20 protein-coding genes are annotated in these 19,545 nt (G+C 63.4%); 16 read left to right on the top strand and 4 right to left on the bottom strand.

All coding sequences use genetic code 11. The features are described from left to right. Positions 1-285 precede the first annotated feature (285 nt). The 14 genes from H2052_RS06910 (at position 286) to H2052_RS06845 (ending at position 14,383) form a co-directional block, all read left to right on the top strand. Positions 286-1,206 (top strand): HEPN domain-containing protein, encoded by a 921-nt coding sequence (locus H2052_RS06910; protein WP_293779531.1) that lies wholly within the window; start codon positions 286-288, stop codon positions 1,204-1,206. Between the two features lie 221 nt (positions 1,207-1,427). Beyond that, entirely contained in the window at positions 1,428-1,916 is a 489-nt protein-coding gene (locus H2052_RS06905) for a hypothetical protein (RefSeq protein ID WP_293779529.1), read from the top strand. Further along, on the top strand, positions 1,913-2,428 hold the full coding sequence (locus tag H2052_RS06900; protein WP_293779527.1) for a sigma-70 family RNA polymerase sigma factor: 516 nt from the start codon (positions 1,913-1,915) through the stop codon (positions 2,426-2,428). The genes H2052_RS06905 and H2052_RS06900 overlap by 4 nt, the downstream gene beginning before the upstream one ends. A 183-nt stretch (positions 2,429-2,611) precedes the next feature. Beyond that, positions 2,612-2,893 carry a hypothetical protein gene (locus H2052_RS06895; protein WP_293779525.1) on the top strand — a complete coding sequence of 94 codons (282 nt, stop codon included), beginning with the start codon at positions 2,612-2,614 and terminating at the stop codon, positions 2,891-2,893. 55 nt (positions 2,894-2,948) lie between these two features. Further along, positions 2,949-4,157: a TolC family protein gene (locus tag H2052_RS06890; RefSeq protein ID WP_293779523.1), complete on the top strand. Its 1,209-nt coding sequence runs from the start codon at positions 2,949-2,951 to the stop codon at positions 4,155-4,157. A 13-nt stretch (positions 4,158-4,170) separates the two neighbouring features. Next, positions 4,171-5,340, top strand: a complete 1,170-nt coding sequence (locus H2052_RS06885; RefSeq protein ID WP_293779521.1) for an efflux RND transporter periplasmic adaptor subunit — start codon at positions 4,171-4,173, stop codon at positions 5,338-5,340. 1 nt (position 5,341) lies between these two features. After that, positions 5,342-8,626, top strand: coding sequence for a CusA/CzcA family heavy metal efflux RND transporter (locus H2052_RS06880; protein WP_293779519.1), 3,285 nt, complete (start codon positions 5,342-5,344; stop codon positions 8,624-8,626). An 82-nt stretch (positions 8,627-8,708) separates the two neighbouring features. After that, a complete protein-coding gene (locus H2052_RS06875; protein WP_293779517.1) occupies positions 8,709-9,104 on the top strand; it encodes a DUF305 domain-containing protein in 396 nt (131 codons plus the stop codon). Between the two features lies 1 nt (position 9,105). Next, a complete protein-coding gene (locus H2052_RS06870; RefSeq protein WP_293779515.1) occupies positions 9,106-9,747 on the top strand; it encodes a cation transporter in 642 nt (213 codons plus the stop codon). Positions 9,748-9,802: 55 nt separating this feature from the next. Then, positions 9,803-12,292 (top strand): heavy metal translocating P-type ATPase, encoded by a 2,490-nt coding sequence (locus tag H2052_RS06865; RefSeq protein ID WP_293779513.1) that lies wholly within the window; start codon positions 9,803-9,805, stop codon positions 12,290-12,292. A gap of 38 nt (positions 12,293-12,330) precedes the next feature. Continuing rightward, positions 12,331-12,813, top strand: a complete 483-nt coding sequence (locus H2052_RS06860) for an SRPBCC family protein (RefSeq protein WP_293779511.1) — start codon at positions 12,331-12,333, stop codon at positions 12,811-12,813. Between the two features lie 5 nt (positions 12,814-12,818). Then, a complete protein-coding gene (locus H2052_RS06855) occupies positions 12,819-13,256 on the top strand; it encodes a disulfide bond formation protein B (RefSeq protein ID WP_366484326.1) in 438 nt (145 codons plus the stop codon). Next, complete coding sequence (locus H2052_RS06850) at positions 13,253-13,897, top strand: thioredoxin domain-containing protein (RefSeq protein WP_293779507.1); 645 nt, start codon at positions 13,253-13,255, stop codon at positions 13,895-13,897. Before H2052_RS06855 ends, H2052_RS06850 begins: the two co-directional genes overlap by 4 nt. Before the next feature lie 180 nt (positions 13,898-14,077). Continuing rightward, on the top strand, positions 14,078-14,383 hold the full coding sequence (locus tag H2052_RS06845; protein ID WP_293779505.1) for a hypothetical protein: 306 nt from the start codon (positions 14,078-14,080) through the stop codon (positions 14,381-14,383). A 27-nt stretch (positions 14,384-14,410) separates the two neighbouring features. Here the strand turns inward: H2052_RS06845 and H2052_RS06840 are convergent, their stop codons facing one another. Together H2052_RS06840 and H2052_RS06835 are read right to left on the bottom strand one after the other, a co-directional pair. After that, positions 14,411-15,070 (bottom strand): class I SAM-dependent methyltransferase, encoded by a 660-nt coding sequence (locus tag H2052_RS06840; RefSeq protein ID WP_293779503.1) that lies wholly within the window; start codon positions 15,068-15,070, stop codon positions 14,411-14,413. Positions 15,071-15,117: 47 nt separating this feature from the next. Beyond that, positions 15,118-15,672: an AraC family transcriptional regulator gene (locus H2052_RS06835; RefSeq protein ID WP_293779501.1), complete on the bottom strand. Its 555-nt coding sequence runs from the start codon at positions 15,670-15,672 to the stop codon at positions 15,118-15,120. Between the two features lie 343 nt (positions 15,673-16,015). On the opposite strand from H2052_RS06835, the gene H2052_RS06830 reads away from it, so the two are divergent. After that, positions 16,016-17,968, top strand: coding sequence for a cytochrome c/FTR1 family iron permease (locus H2052_RS06830; protein WP_293779698.1), 1,953 nt, complete (start codon positions 16,016-16,018; stop codon positions 17,966-17,968). 68 nt (positions 17,969-18,036) lie between these two features. Here H2052_RS06830 and H2052_RS06825 read toward each other — a convergent pair whose 3' ends face one another. Then, positions 18,037-18,675: a cation transporter gene (locus H2052_RS06825; protein WP_293779499.1), complete on the bottom strand. Its 639-nt coding sequence runs from the start codon at positions 18,673-18,675 to the stop codon at positions 18,037-18,039. Positions 18,676-18,743: 68 nt separating this feature from the next. Between H2052_RS06825 and H2052_RS06820 the strand changes: the two genes are divergently transcribed. Continuing rightward, positions 18,744-19,202, top strand: coding sequence for a helix-turn-helix domain-containing protein (locus H2052_RS06820; protein WP_293779497.1), 459 nt, complete (start codon positions 18,744-18,746; stop codon positions 19,200-19,202). Here H2052_RS06820 and H2052_RS06815 read toward each other — a convergent pair. After that, a complete protein-coding gene (locus H2052_RS06815) occupies positions 19,171-19,533 on the bottom strand; it encodes a copper-binding protein (protein ID WP_293779496.1) in 363 nt (120 codons plus the stop codon). The two genes, H2052_RS06820 and H2052_RS06815, sit on opposite strands and share 32 nt — an antisense overlap. Positions 19,534-19,545 lie beyond the last annotated feature (12 nt).

The raw sequence follows: 19,545 nt of genomic DNA, 5'->3' as shown, positions 1-19,545 counted from the left end.
GTATCGATTATTGTTGTGGGCGGAGTGACCGACTCTCTCCGCCTGCCTGTATAGACGTCTCTTGATCGTTGGTCTTGGAATAGCTCCGAGGCGTGGCGTGCACCGCGATCACTGGGGTTATCTGGGTAGGGCTGGCGTGCCCCTGTAATGTAGTGGTCCGCAGAGTGGTTATTGCCACACGGTTGTGGTCGCCATGTGTGACACCAGCAACGTGCTTCTCGCCGCCGAAGGAGCTCTTGGCGATAGCGCTTGCCAAAACATTGAGAAAGGCGAAGAATCCGGGCTATGCGCACCGATATCGACCACCTCCCTGCCGCGAAGCAGCGCGAGCTTGAGCGCATCGTCGAGATCATTTTTGACGAGTTTCGCGAGGCGACCGAGAACGCGGTCGGGCGGCGCAAGGGCGCGCGTATCCTTAAAATCGTCCTGTTTGGAAGCCATGCGCGCGGCAATTGGGTCGATGCGCCGCTCTCGGCGAACCAGTACAAGTCCGACTACGACATCCTCATCATCGTCAGCCAGAAGGAGCTGACCGACCGCGCCACCTATTGGGCCAAAGCCGAGGAACGACTGATCCGGGCCTATACGATCGAGAAGACGCTACGCACGCCGGTCAACTTCATCGTCCACTCTCTGCATGAGGTGAACGACGGCCTCGCGCATGGCCGCGTCTTTTTCATGGAGGTCGCCAAAGACGGTGTCGCGCTTTATGAGGCGGACGACCGCGAACTACGGGCCCCCCGACCCAAATCACCGGGAGAAGCCCTAGCGGCGGCGAAAGAGTATTTTGAAGACGGCATCGCAAGTGCGATGTCGCGTCAGAAACTCGCAAAGTACGCTATGGGAGAAGGCTTGCTGAAGGACGCAGCGTTTGATTTTCACCAAACCACAGAGCGGCTTTATTCCTGCCTTTTGCTCACGCTGACATACTATACGCCATACAATCACAATATCGCTTTCTTGCGTTCTCTCGCTGAAGGATTGGACCGGCGCTTGTTCGGGATATGGCCCGAGGACAATCGTCGTGACCGCGCCATGTTTCAGAAGCTGAAGGAAGCCTACACGAAGGCCCGCTACTCCAAGCATTACAAGATCAGCGATGAAGAGCTGACTTGGCTCGGCGCCCGTGTCGAGGAACTTGGGCGCGTTGTTCATCAGGTCTGTTCTGAGCGCGTCGCCGAATTGGAAGCGGCGGCGAACAAATAAACCCGCCACTTCCCGGCAACTTGCCGAACCGCCCGGATTCTGGCATATTCCTGCCACGGGATGGAATGACTGGCGGCCATCTCCGGGATAACCCTGCCAGGCATCATGCAGGCTCGGCCATTATGGTCGGGCAGTTGCTGTAAGCCGCATCTGCGGCACGCAGCGGACACCGCTTGCACATCCGCGCATGAACGCGCGGACCGCTGGTGTGCGAGCTGTATATGACACCCCCTATCGACGTTTACGCGCGCGAGGTCGTGATGGCGCGCGTCGACCATCTCATCCGCCGCAAGCAGAGTGAGGTTGAACGGATCGCGCGCATAGTGCGCGGCTGCTTCGACCCCGAACAGGTGCAGGCGCCCGAGCCCGGCCAGATCAAGCGGATCATCCTGATCGGCCCCTATGCGCGGCGCTCCTGGTATGAAGACCGGCACACGCTTGCCTTTTCTGACTACGAACTCTGGATCGTCGTCAACCATCCGCTGTTCACTGATGACCGCTGCTGGCGCCGCGCCCGCACGGTCATCGACCGCGAACTCGGCGACCGCTGCGCGGTCGATCTTGAAATCTTCGCCAAGTCCGACATTCGCATCGCCAGGACCGAACGGGACACGTTCATTCTCGACCGCATTGAGGCAGGCATCACGCTGTACCGTGCCGCGCGCGATGCACCGCTCTATGCGCGTGAACGCCGGGGAGCACGGCCATGACGCGCGATTCGACCGCCGCGTTCGCGGCCTTTTATCGGGCCGAGCACGGGCGACTGCTGCGCTACTTCAGGACGAGGGTCGGTCGCGACGAGGCGCCCGATCTGATGCAGGAGACCTTCGCTCGCCTGCTGCGCAGCGGCGCTTTCGAGCGGATGGACAATCCGCAGGCCTACCTGACCCGCTCCGCCCGCAATCTGCTGATCGACCGCGCGCGCCAGCAACAGCAGTCGCAAGCCGTCATCTTTCCCTTCGACGAAGGCTGCGACGCCCCCGTCTGCCCGGAGCAGACATGGCGAATCGAGGAGGCCGACTTGCGGCGAGCTTACGGGCGGGCACTCCGCGCCATGTCGCGCCGGACCCGGCGCGTTTTCATGATGCACCGGACGAGACATATGACCTATACGGAGATTGCGAAACACCTCGGCATCGGCGACAAGGGCGTCCAACATCACATGAGCTTGGCATTGATGCGGATTCGCCGAGCATTGACAGCCTGGAGTGTGGCTGGATAACCCGTCTGGGCAAAGCTCTCTGGGAACAATGTTCTAGTCTCAGCCACTTTGCACGGACGCCAGCCACAGGATTTGCAGTCTTGGCCGCGGCGAATTCCTGACTTGCCTGTATTTTGTACGGCTGCTAACCGGCGTTAGATGCGAAACCGCTTGGTCCACTTATTGTTGCTCATTGTAGCGCTTATGGCGGGCCTCGATACGCTGGCCATGGCTTATGACGCTGCACCGGTGGGCGTTGATGTGCATCAGCATGTTTTTGTAGAGGCCGCGCACGACGCGACCCCCGACGACAGTGCTCCGAACGGCAACGCGCTTCTCCACCATCATCATTGCCCCGCAGGCCTGCTTTCCGACGCGTCCGAGATGCCTGGCAGCTGGCCGGCGCGCGATATCCATCTCGCGCGCGCAGCTGTTGCGCTCGCTTCACGCGCCCCCGCCCCCCCAACCGAGCCTCCCGCCGCCTGATCATTGCCCCGCGCAGGCATTCGCCTGCGCCCTTTTGCATTGATCAGGAGTACTTATGTCGAAATCACTGGGCGTCCTGCTGTTCGCAGGGACGCTGGCAATGGCAGGGCAACCCGCGTTCGCCGAACCTGTCTCTTTGTCCGACGCGCTGGCGCGCGGACGAGACGTATCGCCACGGCTCGCCAAGGCCAAAGCCGAACTTAAGGCGGCCGTGGGACGTGCCATGCAGGCGGGTGTGCGTCCGAATCCCACCATATCCGCCGAAGTCGAGAATTTCAGCGGCACCGGACCCTATCGAACCTTTCGCCAGACCGAGACCACAATTGCGGTGTCGCAGCCTTTCGAGCTCGGGGGAAAAAGGCGCGCGCGCAAGGAGGTCGCCGCCGCCGAGCGGTCGTTCGCCGAGATCGCGCTACGAATGGCCGACGCCGACCTCATCCACGACATTATCGTGTCGTACGCCGAACTGCGCGCGGCGGAGGATCGGGAAGCGCTCGCCGACAGTGTCCAAGAAAGGGCGGTCGAGCTGGCGCGCATCGCTGAGGCGCTCGTTGATGTAGGTCGCGACCCGCCGCTGACGAAGCTGCGGGCCGACGCCCTGCTGGCGGAGGCAAAGGCCGAACGTCTGCGCGCGCAGTCAGAACTTCTGTCGGCGCGGCAAGAATTGGCCCTGCTCATCGGCAGCGAAGATCCCGAGCTGTCGGTCATCGCTCAGGATCTTCCGCCGCCGCCCGCCTTGCCGGCCGATGCGCAGAGCCTCGACGAACGCCTCGCGGCGGCGGAGCGAGATGCCGCTTCGGCACGAGTACACCTAGCTCAGGCCGAGGGCGTGCCCGACATCACGGCATCGGGAGGAGTTCGCAACTTCCGCGAAAACAAGGATACCGCCTTCATCGTCGGTGTTTCCATTCCACTGCCAGTGTTTAACAGCAATCGCGGCAACATCTCTGCCGCGCGCGCCGGTGGCGAAGCCGCCGAAGCGCAGCTGGCCCAGACGCGCCTCGATACCCGCTTCTCGCGGCGCGGCGCTGAACTGATGCTGGCGGCGGCGAACGAACGGGTTTCCGCCTTGTCGGGAGCCGGTCTTTCCCAGGCGAGTGAAGCCGCGCGGGTCGCCGAGATCGGCTACCAACAAGGCAAGTTCACGCTCATCGAACTGATTGACGCCCAGGAGGCGCTGACCAGCGCCAATCTCAAACTGATCGAAGCGCAGCTCGATCGCGCCCGCGCCCTTGCCGCGCTGGGCCGCGCGAACGCGCAATAGGGAACTGAAAATCATGCAAATCTTCGAAACCAAGAATCGCCTCATGGCCGCCGTCGCGGTCGGGGCTCTCCTGTTGGGCGGCAGCGGTATCCTGATCGGTCGCTCGATGACCGCTCCCGAGGCCGCCGCACCCGCGGCATCCGCCGAGGAAGAAGAGGAAGGACATGTCGAAGGGCAGATTCTGATGGACGAGGCGCGCGCCAAAGGCGCGGGCATCGTCACCGAGACGATCCAGGCTGGCGGCCTCGGCTCGGAAATACTTGCGCAGGGAGTCGTGGCAGCGACGCCCGAAGGCGAGGCCGTTCTGACGGCGCGTGCAGATGGAGCGATTACGCGTATCAACCGCCGTCTCGGCGACGCCGTGCGTGCCGGGGAAGCGGTAGCAGTGATGGAAAGCCGCGATGCGGCCGCGATTGCCTCCGAACGGAGTGCGGCCAGCGCCCGCCTCGCCCTCGCTCGGTCAACCTATGCGCGCGAGAAGAAGCTATTTGATGCGCGGATTACCGCGAAGCAGGATCTCGAAGCCGCCGCCGCCGCGCTTGCCGAAGCCGAGGCCGAAGCACGGCGTTCGCAGTCGGCTGCCGCTGCCGCCAAGGTTTCGGGCGACGGTCGCACCCTGGCGGTGACGAGCCTTATTTCCGGGCGAATCACGAAATCCGACGCCAAGCTCGGATCCTATGTGCTCGCCGGAACCGAATTGTTCCGCGTCTCCGACCCCAATCGTATCCAGATCAATGCATCGGTGCTCGCGGCCGATGCGCGTCGGATCAAGCCCGGCGATACCGCGGTCATCGAACTTCTCGGTGGCGAGACGGTCGACGCACGGGTTCGCTCGGCAACCCCCAGCCTCGATCCCGAGAGCAAAAGCGCCACAATCATACTCATTCCCGGTGGCATTGCCGGGCTGACGCCCGGTCAGGGCCTTCGCGCACGCATCAAACCGCAGGGTGGTGCAGGCTCCGCCCTGATCGCTTTGCCCGAAGAGGCGGTGCAGACCGTCGAAGGCCGCGAGGTTGTCTTCGTCAAGACCGCCATGGGCTTCCAGGCGACCACGGTGGTCACCGGCAAGCGCGGCGGCGGCCGCATCGAGATCGTCGACGGCGTAAAGCCTGGCGAGGTCATCGCAACGCGCGGTGCCTTCCTGCTCAAGGCCGAAATCGGCAAGGGCGAGGCGGAGCATTGAGATGATCGAAAAACTCCTCGACGCGTCGATACGCTTTCGCTGGGGTGTGGTCATCCTCACCCTCATCATCTCGGCTTATGGCCTCACGCAGCTCTTGAAGCTGCCCGTCGATGCCGTGCCCGACATCACCAACAAGCAGGTGCAGATCAACACCGTCCAGCCCAATCTCGGGCCGCTCGACATCGAACGCCTCGTGACCTTCCCCATCGAAACCGCGATGGCTGGCATTCCGGGACTGGAAAGTTCGCGATCGATCTCGCGCAACGGGTTCAGCCAGGTCACGGTGATTTTCGAAGATCATACCGATCTCTATTTCGCGCGGCAGCAGGTCGCCGAGCGCCTCAATCAGGCTCAGGGCACCTTACCCGACGGCGCCGAACCCCAGATGGGGCCGGTCTCGACGGGCCTTGGCGAAGTGCTGATGTACACGGTCGATTTTGCGCCGACCGCGACCAAGGACAATCCGAAAATTCCAGGGAAGCCGGGTTTCCAGCCCGACGGCTCCTACATGACTCCAACCGGCGAAATCCTCGTCGATGATGTTGCCAAGCTTGGCTATCTGCGCACCGTGCAGGATTGGGTTATCCGTCCGCAGCTGCGAACGGTGCCGGGTGTCGCCGGCGTCGATTCTATCGGCGGCTATGAAAAACAGTTCGTCGTCCAGCCCGACGCGACCAAATTGGCGAGCTACGGCATCTCTTTCTCCGAGCTTGCCGAAGCTCTCGAGCGAGCCAACATCTCGGTCGGCGCGAACTTCATCGAACGCGGCGGAGAGGCCTTCCTCGTCCGCGCCGACGGCCGCATCCGCTCGCTCGACGAAATCGGCCGTGCGACCGTTGCTAGCCGCGGCGGTGTTCCCGTCATGGTCCGCGACATCGCGACGGTGCAGATCGGCGGTGAACTGCGCACCGGCTCGGCGTCGGAAAATGGCAAAGAACTTGTCGTTGGCACAGTGTTGATGCTTGCCGACGGCAACAGCCGGATCGTGGCCTCGGCCGCCGCTGAGCGCCTGAAGGATGTTGCGAAATCGATGCCGCCGGGCATCGTCGTAAAACCGGTGCTCGACCGATCGCAGCTCGTCGATGCAACGATCGGCACCGTCGAGAAGAATCTCGCCGAAGGCGCGCTACTCGTCGCGGCGGTGCTGTTCTGGCTGCTCGGTAATTTCCGCGCCGCGGTAATCGCGACCTTGGTGATCCCGATCTCGTTCCTGATCATGGGCACGGGCATGAATATTACCGGGACATCGGGCAATTTAATGAGCCTTGGCGCGCTCGACTTCGGACTGATCGTCGATGGTTCGATCATCATCATCGAAAACTGCCTCAGGCGGCTGGCGGAACGACAACATCATGAAGGCCGATTGCTTTCGCTGAGCGAGCGGCTGCACGAGGTGTTCGAAGCCTCGCGCGAAATGGTGAAGCCAACGATCTACGGGCAGGCAATCATCTTTCTCGTATTCGTGCCTTTGCTCACCTTCACCGGCGTCGAAGGCAAGACCTTCTCGCCGATGGCGATTACGGTGCTGCTGGCGCTCGCCGGTGCGTTCGTTGCATCGCTCACCTTCGTCCCGGCAATGGTCGCGCTGCTCATTCGCGGCGAAGTCGCTGAGAAGGAAGTGCGCGCGATCGCTTGGGTGAAGACGCGCTACGAGCCCGTGCTCAAGCGCGTCATCGCGCGCCCTTGGCCGTGGATCGGTGCAGGTGGCGGGACTTTTGCCGCCGCCATCCTCGTCTTCGGGATGCTTGGCAGTGAGTTCATCCCCGTGCTTGGCGAGGGCAATCTCGCAATGCAGGCGCTGCGCATCCCCTCGACATCGCTGAACAAGTCGCAGGAAATGCAGCTGCAGGTCGAAAGGGCGGTCTCGTCGCTTCCCGAGGTCGCCTTCATCTACTCGAAGACGGGTACGGCGGAGGTCGCCAGCGATCCGATGCCCCCCAACGCGTCGGACACCTTCATCATCTTGAAGCCGCGCGATGCCTGGCCCGATGGCGTGAGCACCAAGGACGACGTCATCGAGCGGGTGGAGAAGAAGCTCGAACCGCTCGTCGGCAACGCCTTCGAGATCAGCCAGCCGATCCAGCTACGGTTCAACGAACTGATCGCGGGCGTACGCGGTGACATCGCGATCAAACTCTACGGCGATGATCTCGATGAAATGGGCCGCGCCGCGCAGCAGGTGGCGGCGATCCTGAACACCGTTCCGGGTGCCGCCGACGTCAAGGTCGAGCAAACCGCGGGCTTCCCCGTGCTTGATGTCCAGTTCGACCGCGACGCGATCGCGCGTTACGGCCTGACGCTTCAGGATGTCAGCGATACGGTCGCCGCGGCCCTTGGGGGGCGCGAGGCAGGGATCGTGTTCGAAGGCGACCGGCGCTACGATATTGTCGTCCGGCTCGACCGGGCCACGCGCGACGATCTCGACGCGGTAGGTGCGCTTCCCGTGCTCCTTCCGGGCGAAGGCGGCGCGCGGGCATCGGTGCCGCTCAGCGAATTGGCGAGGTTCGGCTTTTCGGAAGGCCTGAATCAGGTCAGCCGCGAAAACGGCAAGCGGCGCGTCGTGGTGCAAGCCAATGTCCGCGGCAATGACCTGGGCTCGTTCGTCGCCGAAGCGCAGGAAAAGGTGAATGCGCAGGTCAAGCTTCCCACCGGGAGCTTTATCGAATGGGGCGGGCAGTTCGAAAATCTGCAAGCTGCGTCGGCGCGTCTGTCGATCGTTATCCCGATCATCTTCGTCGCCATCTTCGGCATATTGTTCATGGCACTGGGCGGCGTGCGCCAGGCGATTGCTGTCTACTCGGCAATTCCCCTCGCGCTCGCCGGCGGCGTCTTCTCGCTGCTCCTGACCGGGCTTCCCTTCTCGGTCTCGGCGGCGGTGGGCTTCATCGTGCTGTCGGGCGTGACGGTGCTTAACGGTCTTGTCGTGATGTCGAGCATCAACCAGCGCATCGACGAAGGCAAACCTGTCGATGTCGCCATTGGTGAAGGCGTGATGGAGCGTGTCCGGGCGGTGCTGATGACGGGGATCGTCCCCGCGATCGGCTTCGTGCCGATGGCGCTGGCCACCGGGACCGGCGCCGAGGTGCAAAAACCGCTCGCGATCGTCGTGATCGGCGGGTTGATTACCTCGACGCTGCTGACCTTGTTCGTCCTCCCCGCTATCAGCCATCTGCTGCTCCGCGGACGACACAACAAGCATGTGGCTGGCGACTACACCGACGTTACCGCGCTCGGCGAACGGGTCTTCCTGCCGGGCGACGACAAGAAGGGCGGGCAGCCCGAGTGAGCAAAGTTCATGTTAGTGCTGCGCGATATGGCGAAACCGATGGTGGCTATCCGCCGCCATCGGCTTTTCCGGAGGCCGTCCGATGAAGTTTCAAATTCTCCTGCCGGCAATGTTCCTCGCTGCGTGCGCGCCCGCGAAACAGGATAGCGCCGCGGACGGCGCGGGGCATGGCGCCATGCAGCATGCGGCGGCGACCTCCACTTCCAAGGCCTTTGGGGCGGTCGCCGATGGGATGTACAAGGATATGGCGGTCGTCCTCACCGGCGACGCCGATACCGACTTCATGCGCTCGATGGTCCCGCATCATGAAGGCGCGGTGGCGATGGCCAAGGTCGTGCTTGAACATGGCAGTGGCCCCGAAGTGCGCGCGCTCGCCCAATCGGTAATCGCGGCGCAGGAAAAGGAGATCGCTGTCATACTAAACTGGCTGGAACGGCGCGACCAGGCGGGGCGCCCAAGTCCGGGCACGGCGAACTAAAATGGCTGCGGCACCCGAACCTCCCGCCGCCGCAATCGATCCCGATGACGGCGGCGAACGCCCTGACGAACGGCGCACCTTGTGGGCCGTCCTCCTGCTTAACGCCGCCATTGCCGGCGGCTTCTTCGCCAGCGGCATTTTCGCCGATTCGAGCGCGCTCGTCGCCAACGGGGTCGACAACACGGCCGATGTCGCGGTCTATGCGATCAGCTTGGCCGCGCTAACTCGCGGCGACCAGTGGAAAGCCCGCGCTGCGAAGGCATCGGGCGTCATGCTACTGCTGTTCGCGATCGCCATCCCGATCGATGTCGGCCGCCGCTATATCATGGGTAGCGAGCCTATCGGAGCGACAATGATGATCATATCCGCGGTCGCCGCAGTCGTGAACTACATCTGCCTGCGGTTGCTGCAACGGTTGGAGAAGCCCGACGTTAACGTCCGTGCGGCGAAGACGTTCAGTTTCAACGACTTCGTTTCCAACGGAGGGATTCTTGTCGCCGGCGCGCTCGTTCTGTGGCTCGGCAGCAACTTGCCCGACCTGCTCGTCGGCCTCGCCACCGCCGGGATCGCGATCAAAGGCGCCGTCGAGATTCTGCGCGACGCACACGGCGAAGAGAAAAGTTCTAATGGCGGCTCGATATAGCGGGAACACGAATGGTTCCCGGCATGCGCAAGTGGTCAACTAAAAGGATCGAAAGATGACGGAAACGGTCAGGCTCGATATCGAACTCTTGCTTCCGGAGGTGCCCGATGAGGCGGACCGCTGTTTAGAACGGTTGTCCGGCGAACTGCAGGGCCGGCCGGGCGTCGAAAAGGCGCATGTCGTTGCCGCGCAGGGCGACGCACCCGTCCAGCTTTGTATCCACTATGATCCCGACGTCGTGCCGCTCGAACGGGTGCGCCAGCTCGCCCGAAGTGCCGGGGCGGCACTGACCGACCAATATCAGCATCTTCTCTGGACCGACGTCGAGGGGCTCGGACACACGCGGCGCGCCCGAACGGTGAGTGATCGTTTGCGCCAGCTTCCCGGCGTCGTCGAAGCCGAGGCGAGCGCGGCGGGGATGATCCGCGTCGAGTTCAGCCGAACCGACATATCGCTCGACCGGATCCGCGCGGCGCTGGCCGATATGGGCGTCTATCCGAAATCGGCGACCGCAATAGCGGCGACGCCGGTGAAGGACGCACACGACGAGATCGGCGATCATAGTGGCCATGATCACGCCGAGCATGCCGAAGGGGAGCATGTACATGCCCATGGCGGCATTTTTGGCGCGAACCCCGAGCTTTATGTCGCGCTGCTGTGCGGGGCGGTGCTCGGGGTCGGCTTCGCGATCGAGAAGGTGGCCGACGCGCCGACCTGGGTTTCGCTCGCTTTCTATATTGCCGCTTATGGCCTTGGCGGCTGGTTCACCCTGCGCGAGGCGATCGAGAATCTGAAGCTCAAGCGATTCGAGATCGACACGCTGATGCTCGTCGCCGCGGCGGGTGCCGCCGCGCTTGGCGCTTGGGCCGAAGGGGCGCTCTTGCTCTTTCTCTTCAGCTTCGGCCATGCGCTCGAACATTATGCGATGGGGCGTGCCAAGCGGGCCATTGAGGCGCTGGCGGAACTGGCGCCGCAAACCGCGCTTGTTCGCCGCGACAGTGAAGTGCGCGAGTTTCCGGTCGAGGAACTGGTGGTCGGCGATATCGTCATCGTCAAACCCAATGAGCGGCTCCCGGCCGATGGCTTCATCGTCCTCGGCCGATCGAGCGTCAACCAGGCGCCGGTGACCGGCGAGAGCGTGCCGGTCGACAAGGAACCGGTCGCCGATGCCAAAGAGGCCGCGCTGCGCGCCGACACGCTCGATGCGAAACATCGCGTGTTTGCCGGCACCATCAATGGCGAAGGCGCGATCGAAATCGCGGTCACCCGGCTTTCCACCGACACGACGCTCGCGAAGGTCGTGAAGATGGTCAACGAGGCCGAGACCCAGAAATCCCCGACCCAGCGCTTTACCGACAAGTTCGAGCGGATATTCGTGCCGAGTGTTCTCGGCCTCGTCTTCCTCCTTCTCTTCGCAGGGTTCGTCGTCGACGAGCCGTTCCGCGACAGCTTCTACCGCGCCATGGCCGTCCTCGTCGCGGCGAGCCCCTGCGCGCTGGCGATCGCCACCCCCAGCGCCGTGCTCTCCGGGGTCGCGCGCGCCGCGCGCGGCGGCGTCCTCGTCAAAGGCGGCGGGCCGCTCGAAAATCTCGGTTCGCTGACCTCGCTCGCTTTCGACAAGACGGGAACGCTGACCGAAGGACGGCCGCGCATAACCGACACGATCCCGGCGCCTGGGGTCACCAAGGAAGAGCTGCTTGCCATTGCAGTCGCAGTCGAGAGCCTGAGCGATCATCCGCTCGCGGCCGCCATCGCACGCGATGGCCGGGAGATTTTTCCCGGCGCCGCGCTTCCGGTTGCCACCGATCTGAAGAGCCTGACGGGCCGCGGGGTCGAAGCCAAGGTCGACGGCGAAATCGTCAGCATCGGCAAGGCCGAAATGTTCGGCACCGACGGCATCGCACCGCTATCGGCCGAAATGGCGACCGCCATCGCCGAGCTCCGTGAGAAGGGCCGAACAACGATGGTCGTGCGCAGGGGAACGCGCGATCTCGGTGCGATCGGCCTCATGGACACGCCGCGCGCCGCGGCGCGCGAGACGATCGCGCGTCTCAGCAAGCTCGGTATTCGTCGCATGATCATGATTTCTGGCGATCATCAGAAGGTCGCTGAATCGATCGCTGCAGAAGTCGGTCTCAGCGAGGCATGGGGTGACCTGATGCCTGAGCAAAAGGTCGATGCCATCAAAAAGCTTCGCGCCGAGATGCCCGTCGCGATGGTAGGCGACGGCGTCAATGACGCCCCGGCGATGGCGAGCGCGACCGTCGGGATCGCGATGGGCGCCGCGGGTTCGGACGTCGCACTCGAGACCGCCGACATCGCGCTGATGGCGGATGACCTGTCGCATCTGCCTTTCGCAATCGGACTTAGCCGCTGTACCCGCTCGATCATCCGGCAGAATATGGTCGTCAGCCTCGGCGTCGTCGTCGTGCTGGTGCCGGCGACGATCTTCGGCCTCGGGATCGGTCCGGCGGTCGCGGCGCATGAAGGCTCGACCCTCATTGTCGTCGCCAACGCGCTGCGGCTTCTGGCTTATCGCGAATAACCGGGCCGCGGCGGCGTAGCCAATACGGGAGGGTGAGTGTGTTTGAGATTGCAAAGGAGACGCTGCTGCCGTGGTCGCCGGCGCAGCTTTGGGACGTTTTGGTGAATTTCGACCACTATGGGCGCTGGAACCCCTATGTCCGGCCCAAAGGTCTCGCCGAACGCGGGGCGGTGGTCGAATATTCCTTCAGGATGAATCCGGCCAATCCGCGCTTCTGGCGCGTGACGGCAACCGTGTCCGAATGCGAGCCGGGTGCGCACCTCGCGTTCGACGTAAAGCTGAGCCGGCTGCTGCTTTCGATCGAGGAACATTTCCGGATAGAGCCCGCGCCGGAAGGGGCGCAGTTGGTCCACTCCATAAGCTGCAAGGGCCTGATCGCGCGGCTCAGCCTGCCCAAGACGCGCCGAAATTTTGAAGTCCTTCTCAGCGAAACCGACCGCTTCCTGACCCAATATCTCGCTCGGCCGCGCGCCAAGCCGCCGGCGAAGGTCATGCGACCGAAAGGCGGGCGGCGACCGTGAGCCGGATTGTCCGCGAAGCGCGGGCCGGAGATCGCGCCGCTTGGTCAGCGTTGTTCGTCGCCTGGCTGGTTGCGCTCGCCGCGAGCCTCGGGGCCATCTTCATCGGCGAGGTGATGGGGCAGGCCCCGTGCGTCCTTTGCTGGTTCCAGCGCGCCTTCATGTTTCCGCTGGCAATCATGCTTGCCATCGCCGCCTTCCGGTCAGACCGCCATGTCGTGCCCTACGGGCTCGCACTGGCGGCGGGGGGCGGGCTTGTCGCCCTCTATCACCTGCTCCTTTTCGTGGGATTCATCTCCGCACCGATCGTTCCGTGCGACGGCGGGCCGTCTTGCTCGGGCGAAGCGATGAGCGTCGCTGGCGTGCCGTTTCCGCTGCTGTCGCTCGCTGCCTTCTCGGCCATTTTCGGGCTTTTGCTCATTTTCCAAAGGAGACTGAAATCATGAACAGACGTTTCGGCGTGGTAGCCACCCTCGTCGTATCGGCGCTCGCATTCACCGGCGGCGCCATGTTCTACAGCGGATCGGTCGCCGGCGAACCTGCGCCAAAGGTGATCGCCGGTCCCGTCGATGCGCTCATCCGGCCGCATTCGGCCGTCATCGGGCCGAAAAATGCGCCGGTGACCATCGTCGAATTCTTCGATCCGTCATGCGAAGCCTGCCGCGCATTCTTTCCCAAGGTGAAGGAAATCCTCGCCGCATATCCGAAAGATGTGCGGCTGGTGATGCGCTATCTTCCCCTCCACCCTGGATCGGCCGAAGCGATCGTTATGCTTGAGGCCGCACGTGTCCAGGGCAAGCTCGAGCCCGTGATGGCCGCGGTCCTCGAAGCCCAGCCCGACTGGCATGACGGCAGGATGGACGCGGCATGGGCGGCTGCCGAAAAGGCGGGGCTTGATGTCGCGAAGGCGCGCGCCATGCCCTCGGCCGAGGCGATGGCATGGGCGGAGCAGGACATCGCGGATGCGCGCGCTGTCGGCGTGCGCGGAACGCCCACCTTTTTCATCAATGGACAAAAACTGCCCAATTCCTCGCCGGAACAGCTCGAAGCTGTGGTTCGCGCGGCGGTCGCTGCGAAGGGCAAGTGATAATTCCCGTCCCGGCGAAGGCCGGGGCGGGGCCTCCGCACCGCAATTGATGCGCAAGATTCCGGCCACCTTGCCGCAAATATGACCCGGATCGCCGCCCCGTCGCGGGCGAAGACGGCATATTCAGAAGGCATTCAAAGACGAGGGCGAATTGCTGGAAGCCGAAAAGGAGAGACTGACATGCGCAAATTCTTGACCATCGTGGCGGCGATGCTCGCTTTCGCCGTTCCGGGCACAGCCCTTGCCCAGCATCGTGACGATCGTGGCGGCTGGAGCCGCGACCATAACGCCCCGCGGGGGCACGACCGCGATTATCGCTCGGCGCGCCACGACGTACCCAATCATGGCTGTGACCGAGGCTATCGCTCGAATGATCGCTATTATCGCGGCAATGATCATCGCTACGAGCGGCGCGATCGCTATGAACGACGCTACCAGAAGCGCCGCATGCACCATCATCATCGCGGGCGCCACTGGCGCGGCTAGGCCCGATCGCGCGGTGGGCGAAGGCCGTTACCGCTCCGCCCGATAGATTGAAATCGAACCGGTCGGCGTCGCGATGATCTTTGCCTCTTCCACGGCGTCGAACCCGGCGGCTGCGAGTGTGTCTGGCATGCAGCCGCGGGCATTGGGTTCGGTATATTCGACCCCGTCGAGCCACTGGATCTGGCGAAACAGCATGCGCATCAGGGGCGCGCGCTGCTCGCCGTAATCGGCGATGAACAGTTGGCCGCCCGGCCTGAGCAGGCGATGCATCTGCGCGGCTATGGCTTGCTTGATCTCCATCGAACATTGATGAAAAACGAGGCTTGAGACGATCTTGTCGCATCCCTGAAGCGCGGCGATCCCATCCAGCTCATCGCCCATTGCCTCGAACCAATGGATATCGGCGCCGACAGTGCGGGCTTTGGTTCGAGCGATCTCGAGCACGGCCGGGTCGGGGTCCACTGCCAAAATCTCGCTTTCCGGCTCGCCTTCCTTCAACGCGATCGCCAGGGTCCCCGTGCCGCAACCGATATCGACAATCCGATCGCCCGGTTGCGCTGCGACAAGCTTCAGCAAGTCTCTTCGCCACCTTTTCTCACGGGTCATGAGTGCGATTGCGGCGTCATAGCGGTCGAGCGAACCGCTCTTGCCAAGCGCGGGTACGAAATCTCTGTCGGTGTCGGTCATGACCCTTCTTTAACGGCGGCCATCCCATCCGCGCTTGAACGGAGGGGCTATCCCTCGATCATGAGATCACTCGCGCAAATGCCGAACATCGTCTTGATCGTGCGCGCGAAATGGGCACTGTCGCTGAACCCCGCCATGTGCGCCGCCTCCGTCGCGCTCCGCTGCCTGCCGATCGCGTCGAACGCGATCAGCAAACGGCGCCACAGTACATAGCGTTGGAACGGCATTCCGATTTCGGCGGTGAAGAGATGGCGGAACCGTCCGAGCGACAGATCGCTCTCCCGGCCGGCGTCGGCAAGCCGGACGGGTCCTGCCCCGATGAGCCGATCGATCGTCGTCGCGGCTTGCACGATGCGCGCATCGAGCGGTCGGCGCGATTCCAGTGCGAGCCAAGCCTTCCAAAAGCCCGTGCCGCGGCCGGTTGGGATATTGATCGGCTTCACGCCGCTCAGGCGCGTTTTCAGATCGTCGGGCGGACCGAATTGGATCGTCGGCTCGACATACCAGAGCTCCGCCTCGCTCGCCGGAAGAAGACAGTGAACGGCTTCGGGCTCGATGAGCAGGCACCGACCTTTGTAGCGTTGCCCCTGGCTGTCGGTCACTTCGACCGGATCGTCGGCAAAGACCGCCTGCGCGGCGAAGTGCCGATGGGGAACGGCATCGCCGACCGAGCCCGACCAGCAGGCAAGGAAATCGCCAATGCGAAGTCTGCCTTTCCAATGCGCATATCTTCCTGAAGGGGCGGCATCTGGTCAGGAAGGAGCTCGCATGGACCGAGCGTAACTCGGTTCGAAGCAGCGCAAGACGCTCGCGCCCGTTGGCGTTGCGCCCTCGGAAGTTTGGTCCTGTCGATCGCAGGTTAGCCAAAGATGCCGATTCTATGTTGATTGCCAAGACTTAATCAGTCAATGCAAATCATTCTCAATAAAGGTGGCTTGCGTGGCGATGACCCTGAACCGAAATTCATTCGCACCGATGCGGGCGCTGGGGCGCGGCGCTCTGGCTGTCCTGCTCTTGGCCCTGATCGCGCTCCAGCCGGCCCGCGCGAGCGAACCCGAAGTTCAGACCATTTGGCGGCTGCTCGATTATGTTGCCGTTGATTATCCCGGTGCGGTGTCGGGCGGCAAGGTAATCAGTCCAGCCGAATATGCCGAGATGACCGAGTTTGCCGCGCAGGTCGAAGCGCGTTTGAAGCGACTGCCGCAGAAAACCGCGAAGCCGAATTTGGTGGCTCGCGCCGCCACCTTGCGCCAATCGATCGCTGCGAAATCTGCGCCGGCGACGGTCGAAGAACAATCGCGGGGGCTCGCCGAGGCGTTGCTGGGAAGCTATCCCGTACCGCTGGCGCCGCGGTCGGCTCCCGATCTGGCGCGCGGCGCGAAGCTTTACGCGGAAAATTGTTCCGTGTGTCATGGCGCGACCGGCGCTGGAAACGGTCCGGGCGCCGCGGGGCTCGATCCGCCACCGATCGCTTTCACCGACGCGGCGCGCGCGCGCGAGCGCAGCCTGTTCGCGCTCTATCAGGTGATTTCGCAAGGCCTTGAGGGCACGTCGATGGCGAGTTTCGAAGACCTTCCCGACGGCGATCGCTGGGCGCTGTCCTTTTATATCGGCAGCCTTGCCTTTCCCGAATCTTCGCGATCCTCCGGTCGGCAGATATGGGACAGGGACGCGCCGGTTCGGGCCGCCATACCCGATCTTGCGACCCTCGTGGCCAAGACTCCCGCCCAGCTTGCGCGCGAGTTTGGGGATAGCAAGGCCGGGCCGCTGACTGCCTTCTTGCGTCGCCAGCCCGAAGCCGTCGTTGCGAAACCGGCCGGCTCGCTGGCGCTGTCCCGCCAGCGCCTCGAAGCGAGCCTGAAAGCCTATGCCGCCGGCAACCGCGGCGCCGCGTCCGATCTGGCGTTATCCGCCTATCTCGATGGATTTGAACCAGTCGAACCGGTTCTTGCCGCGCGCAATCCCGACCTCATGGCAAAGATCGAGCTGGCGATGGGAAATTTGCGTTCGGCTATCGGAAGGGGTCGCCCGGTCGCGGACGTCGAGGCGGCAAATGCCGAAGTGGCCCGGCTGTTCGTCGAAGCCGAGGCGGCCCTCGCGCCCGAGCGGGCGAGCGCGTCTTCCAGCTTTCTCGGCGCGTTCGGCGTCCTTCTGCGCGAAGGCCTTGAGGCATTGCTGATCGTCATCGCCATGATGGCCTTTCTTCGCAAAACCGGGCGAACCGACGTGATGGGATATGTCCATGGCGGCTGGGTTTCGGCTCTTGCCGCAGGGGCGTTGACCTGGTTCGTGGCAACCTACTTTATCGGGGTCAGCGGGGCATCGCGCGAGCTCACTGAAGGCTTTGGTTCGCTCTTCGCCGCGATCATCCTGATCTCGGTCGGTATCTGGATGCATGGCAAGAGCAATGCCGAAGCTTGGCAGCGTTATATCAAGGAGAAAATCTCCGCCGCGCTGTCGCGCCGGTCGGCATGGTTTCTGTTCGGCCTGACCTTCCTCGTGGTCTATCGCGAGGTGTTCGAGACCATCCTTTTCTACGCCGCCTTATGGGCACAGGGGAATGGCGGCGCTCTGCTGGCAGGGGCTGCGACGGCTACGGTTCTGCTGGGCCTGATCGCCTGGGCGATGCTGCGCTACAGCGCTCGACTTCCGATCACGCAGTTCTTCTCATGGAGCGCGGCGTTGATCGCTATCTTGGCAGTCGTGCTGGCCGGAAAGGGCATTGGCGGATTGCAGGAGGCTGGCCTGTTCGGCGTTACGCCGCTGGCCGGATTTCCCCGGGTTCCGATCTTGGGGATATACCCGACGTTTCAGACGGTGCTGGCGCAGCTTGCGGCCGCAATCATCCTTACCGCCGGTTTCTGGTTCAATCGGGCAAGGGCGCCCCGCGCGGTTTAGCTGCGCGCCGCGAGGAACATCGTCGGCATACCGTCAGTGGTACGAGTAAACGACGGGTTTCCAGCACGTCACTCTGCGGCCACACCAGCCTTGTGCGAGGAAATCTCTCCAAGCGCATCGCGGATGATATCATAGGCCGAGTGGAGGAAGAGCAGCGCGATGACGCCCGCGACGAGAAGGTCGGGCCAAGCCGCACCGGTCACGGCGACGAGGCCGGCCGCCACGATGACGGCGACATTGGCCAAGGCGTCATTGCGCGAAAACAGCCAGATGGCGCGCGCGGTGGCATCGCCTTCGTTGCGGAAGCGGCTGAGTACGAGTGCGGCGGAGATATTGACCAGCAGCGCCGCGATGCCGATGCCGCCCATGAGATCGGCTTCGGGTGGGATCGCATGGAAGGAGCGCCAGATCGCCGAACCGATGACGCCGAGGCCGAGGATGGCGAGGAAGCAGCCCTGGACCAATGCCGTGCGGCTGCGCGCGACCGCGGTCCAGCCGAGCGCGATCAACCCGACGAGGGTGATCGATCCATCGCCGATGAAATCGAGCGAGTCGGCCTTGAGCGCCTGCGATCGCGCGAGGAAGCCGCCGGCCAGCTCGATCACGCCGAAGCCGAGGTTGAGGATGACGACGATCCAGAGCGCGCGCCGATAGGCCGGGTCGACGCCTGCCCGCTTTTCGTCGGCTTCGCAGCCACAATCGCTCATGCCGTTCGTCCTTTCCCGCTTCGAGTCGGACAGCTATATGCACCCTCTAGCAACTAGAGGGTCAAGCGATGAAAATCGGCGAACTCGCGCGTGCCACCGACACCAAGGTCGAAACCATCCGCTATTATGAAGGCGCGGGTCTGCTGGCGCCGCCCGCGCGGACGGACGGCAATTATCGCTCCTATGGGACCGAAGAGCTGTTGCGACTGTCCTTCATCCGGCGCGCGCGCGATCTCGGCTTTTCGCTGGACGAGGTCCGCGAGCTTCTCGCGCTAGCAGACGATCGCGACCAGCCTTGCGGTGCCGTCGACGCGGTCGCAAGCAGCCATCTCGCCACGATCGAACGCAAGATCGCCGACCTTTCCCAGATGCGCGACGAACTGGCACGCGTCATCGGCGGCTGCCGCTTGGGAAAGGTGGGCGATTGCAAGATCATCCAGACTCTCGAGCCGCTGCGCGAAATTGATGCGCGACGCCAAGCCCGGGGAGGCTTGATCAGGACGCGGGAAGCGCCTCGATCCGCGTAATGCGTCCCGTTGCGCCGTTCCAGTCAAGTTCGAAGGCGACGCGGTCGCCGACCTTCAGGCCCTTGAGCAAATCCGCGGGTGCCTCGAACCCCATCGCCATCGGCGGCCATTTCAGCGCGGCGATCTCGCCATGATCGAGCGTGACGGTGCCCTTGGCTTCGTCGATCGCGGTGATCTTTCCTTCGCCCTTGCCATGTTGGACTACGGAAGCCGGGGCGTCCGCGGCGGCATCCTTGGGAGCGGTCGTTTTTTGCTTGTCGGCTTCAGGGCTGCAAGCCGAGACGGCAACTAGCAGCAGGAAGCTGCCGGTTAAAATGTGTATCGATTTCACGTTCATTCTCCT

Source organism: Sphingosinicella sp. (genome assembly GCF_013911755.1).
In the GTDB taxonomy this organism is placed as follows: Bacteria; Pseudomonadota; Alphaproteobacteria; order Sphingomonadales; family Sphingomonadaceae; genus Sphingosinicella.
The sequence above is the reverse complement of the archived record's forward strand: the minus strand, read 5'-3'. Positions and strand labels throughout refer to the sequence as shown.

What these genes read in the sequence shown, in the direction of transcription:
- H2052_RS06905 (WP_293779529.1), top strand. Translation starts at nt 1,428, where the DNA reads ATGACACCCCCTATCGACGTTTACGCGCGCGAGGTCGTGATGGCGCGC.
- H2052_RS06865 (WP_293779513.1), top strand. Translation starts at nt 9,803, where the DNA reads ATGACGGAAACGGTCAGGCTCGATATCGAACTCTTGCTTCCGGAGGTG.
- H2052_RS06830 (WP_293779698.1), top strand. Translation starts at nt 16,016, where the DNA reads ATGACCCTGAACCGAAATTCATTCGCACCGATGCGGGCGCTGGGGCGC.
- H2052_RS06850 (WP_293779507.1), top strand. Translation starts at nt 13,253, where the DNA reads ATGAACAGACGTTTCGGCGTGGTAGCCACCCTCGTCGTATCGGCGCTC.
- H2052_RS06840 (WP_293779503.1), bottom strand. Translation starts at nt 15,070, where the DNA reads ATGACCGACACCGACAGAGATTTCGTACCCGCGCTTGGCAAGAGCGGT.
- H2052_RS06825 (WP_293779499.1), bottom strand. Translation starts at nt 18,675, where the DNA reads ATGAGCGATTGTGGCTGCGAAGCCGACGAAAAGCGGGCAGGCGTCGAC.
- H2052_RS06870 (WP_293779515.1), top strand. Translation starts at nt 9,106, where the DNA reads ATGGCTGCGGCACCCGAACCTCCCGCCGCCGCAATCGATCCCGATGAC.
- H2052_RS06890 (WP_293779523.1), top strand. Translation starts at nt 2,949, where the DNA reads ATGTCGAAATCACTGGGCGTCCTGCTGTTCGCAGGGACGCTGGCAATG.
- H2052_RS06820 (WP_293779497.1), top strand. Translation starts at nt 18,744, where the DNA reads ATGAAAATCGGCGAACTCGCGCGTGCCACCGACACCAAGGTCGAAACC.
- H2052_RS06875 (WP_293779517.1), top strand. Translation starts at nt 8,709, where the DNA reads ATGAAGTTTCAAATTCTCCTGCCGGCAATGTTCCTCGCTGCGTGCGCG.
- H2052_RS06845 (WP_293779505.1), top strand. Translation starts at nt 14,078, where the DNA reads ATGCGCAAATTCTTGACCATCGTGGCGGCGATGCTCGCTTTCGCCGTT.
- H2052_RS06900 (WP_293779527.1), top strand. Translation starts at nt 1,913, where the DNA reads ATGACGCGCGATTCGACCGCCGCGTTCGCGGCCTTTTATCGGGCCGAG.
- H2052_RS06895 (WP_293779525.1), top strand. Translation starts at nt 2,612, where the DNA reads ATGGCGGGCCTCGATACGCTGGCCATGGCTTATGACGCTGCACCGGTG.
- H2052_RS06885 (WP_293779521.1), top strand. Translation starts at nt 4,171, where the DNA reads ATGCAAATCTTCGAAACCAAGAATCGCCTCATGGCCGCCGTCGCGGTC.
- H2052_RS06880 (WP_293779519.1), top strand. Translation starts at nt 5,342, where the DNA reads ATGATCGAAAAACTCCTCGACGCGTCGATACGCTTTCGCTGGGGTGTG.
- H2052_RS06910 (WP_293779531.1), top strand. Translation starts at nt 286, where the DNA reads ATGCGCACCGATATCGACCACCTCCCTGCCGCGAAGCAGCGCGAGCTT.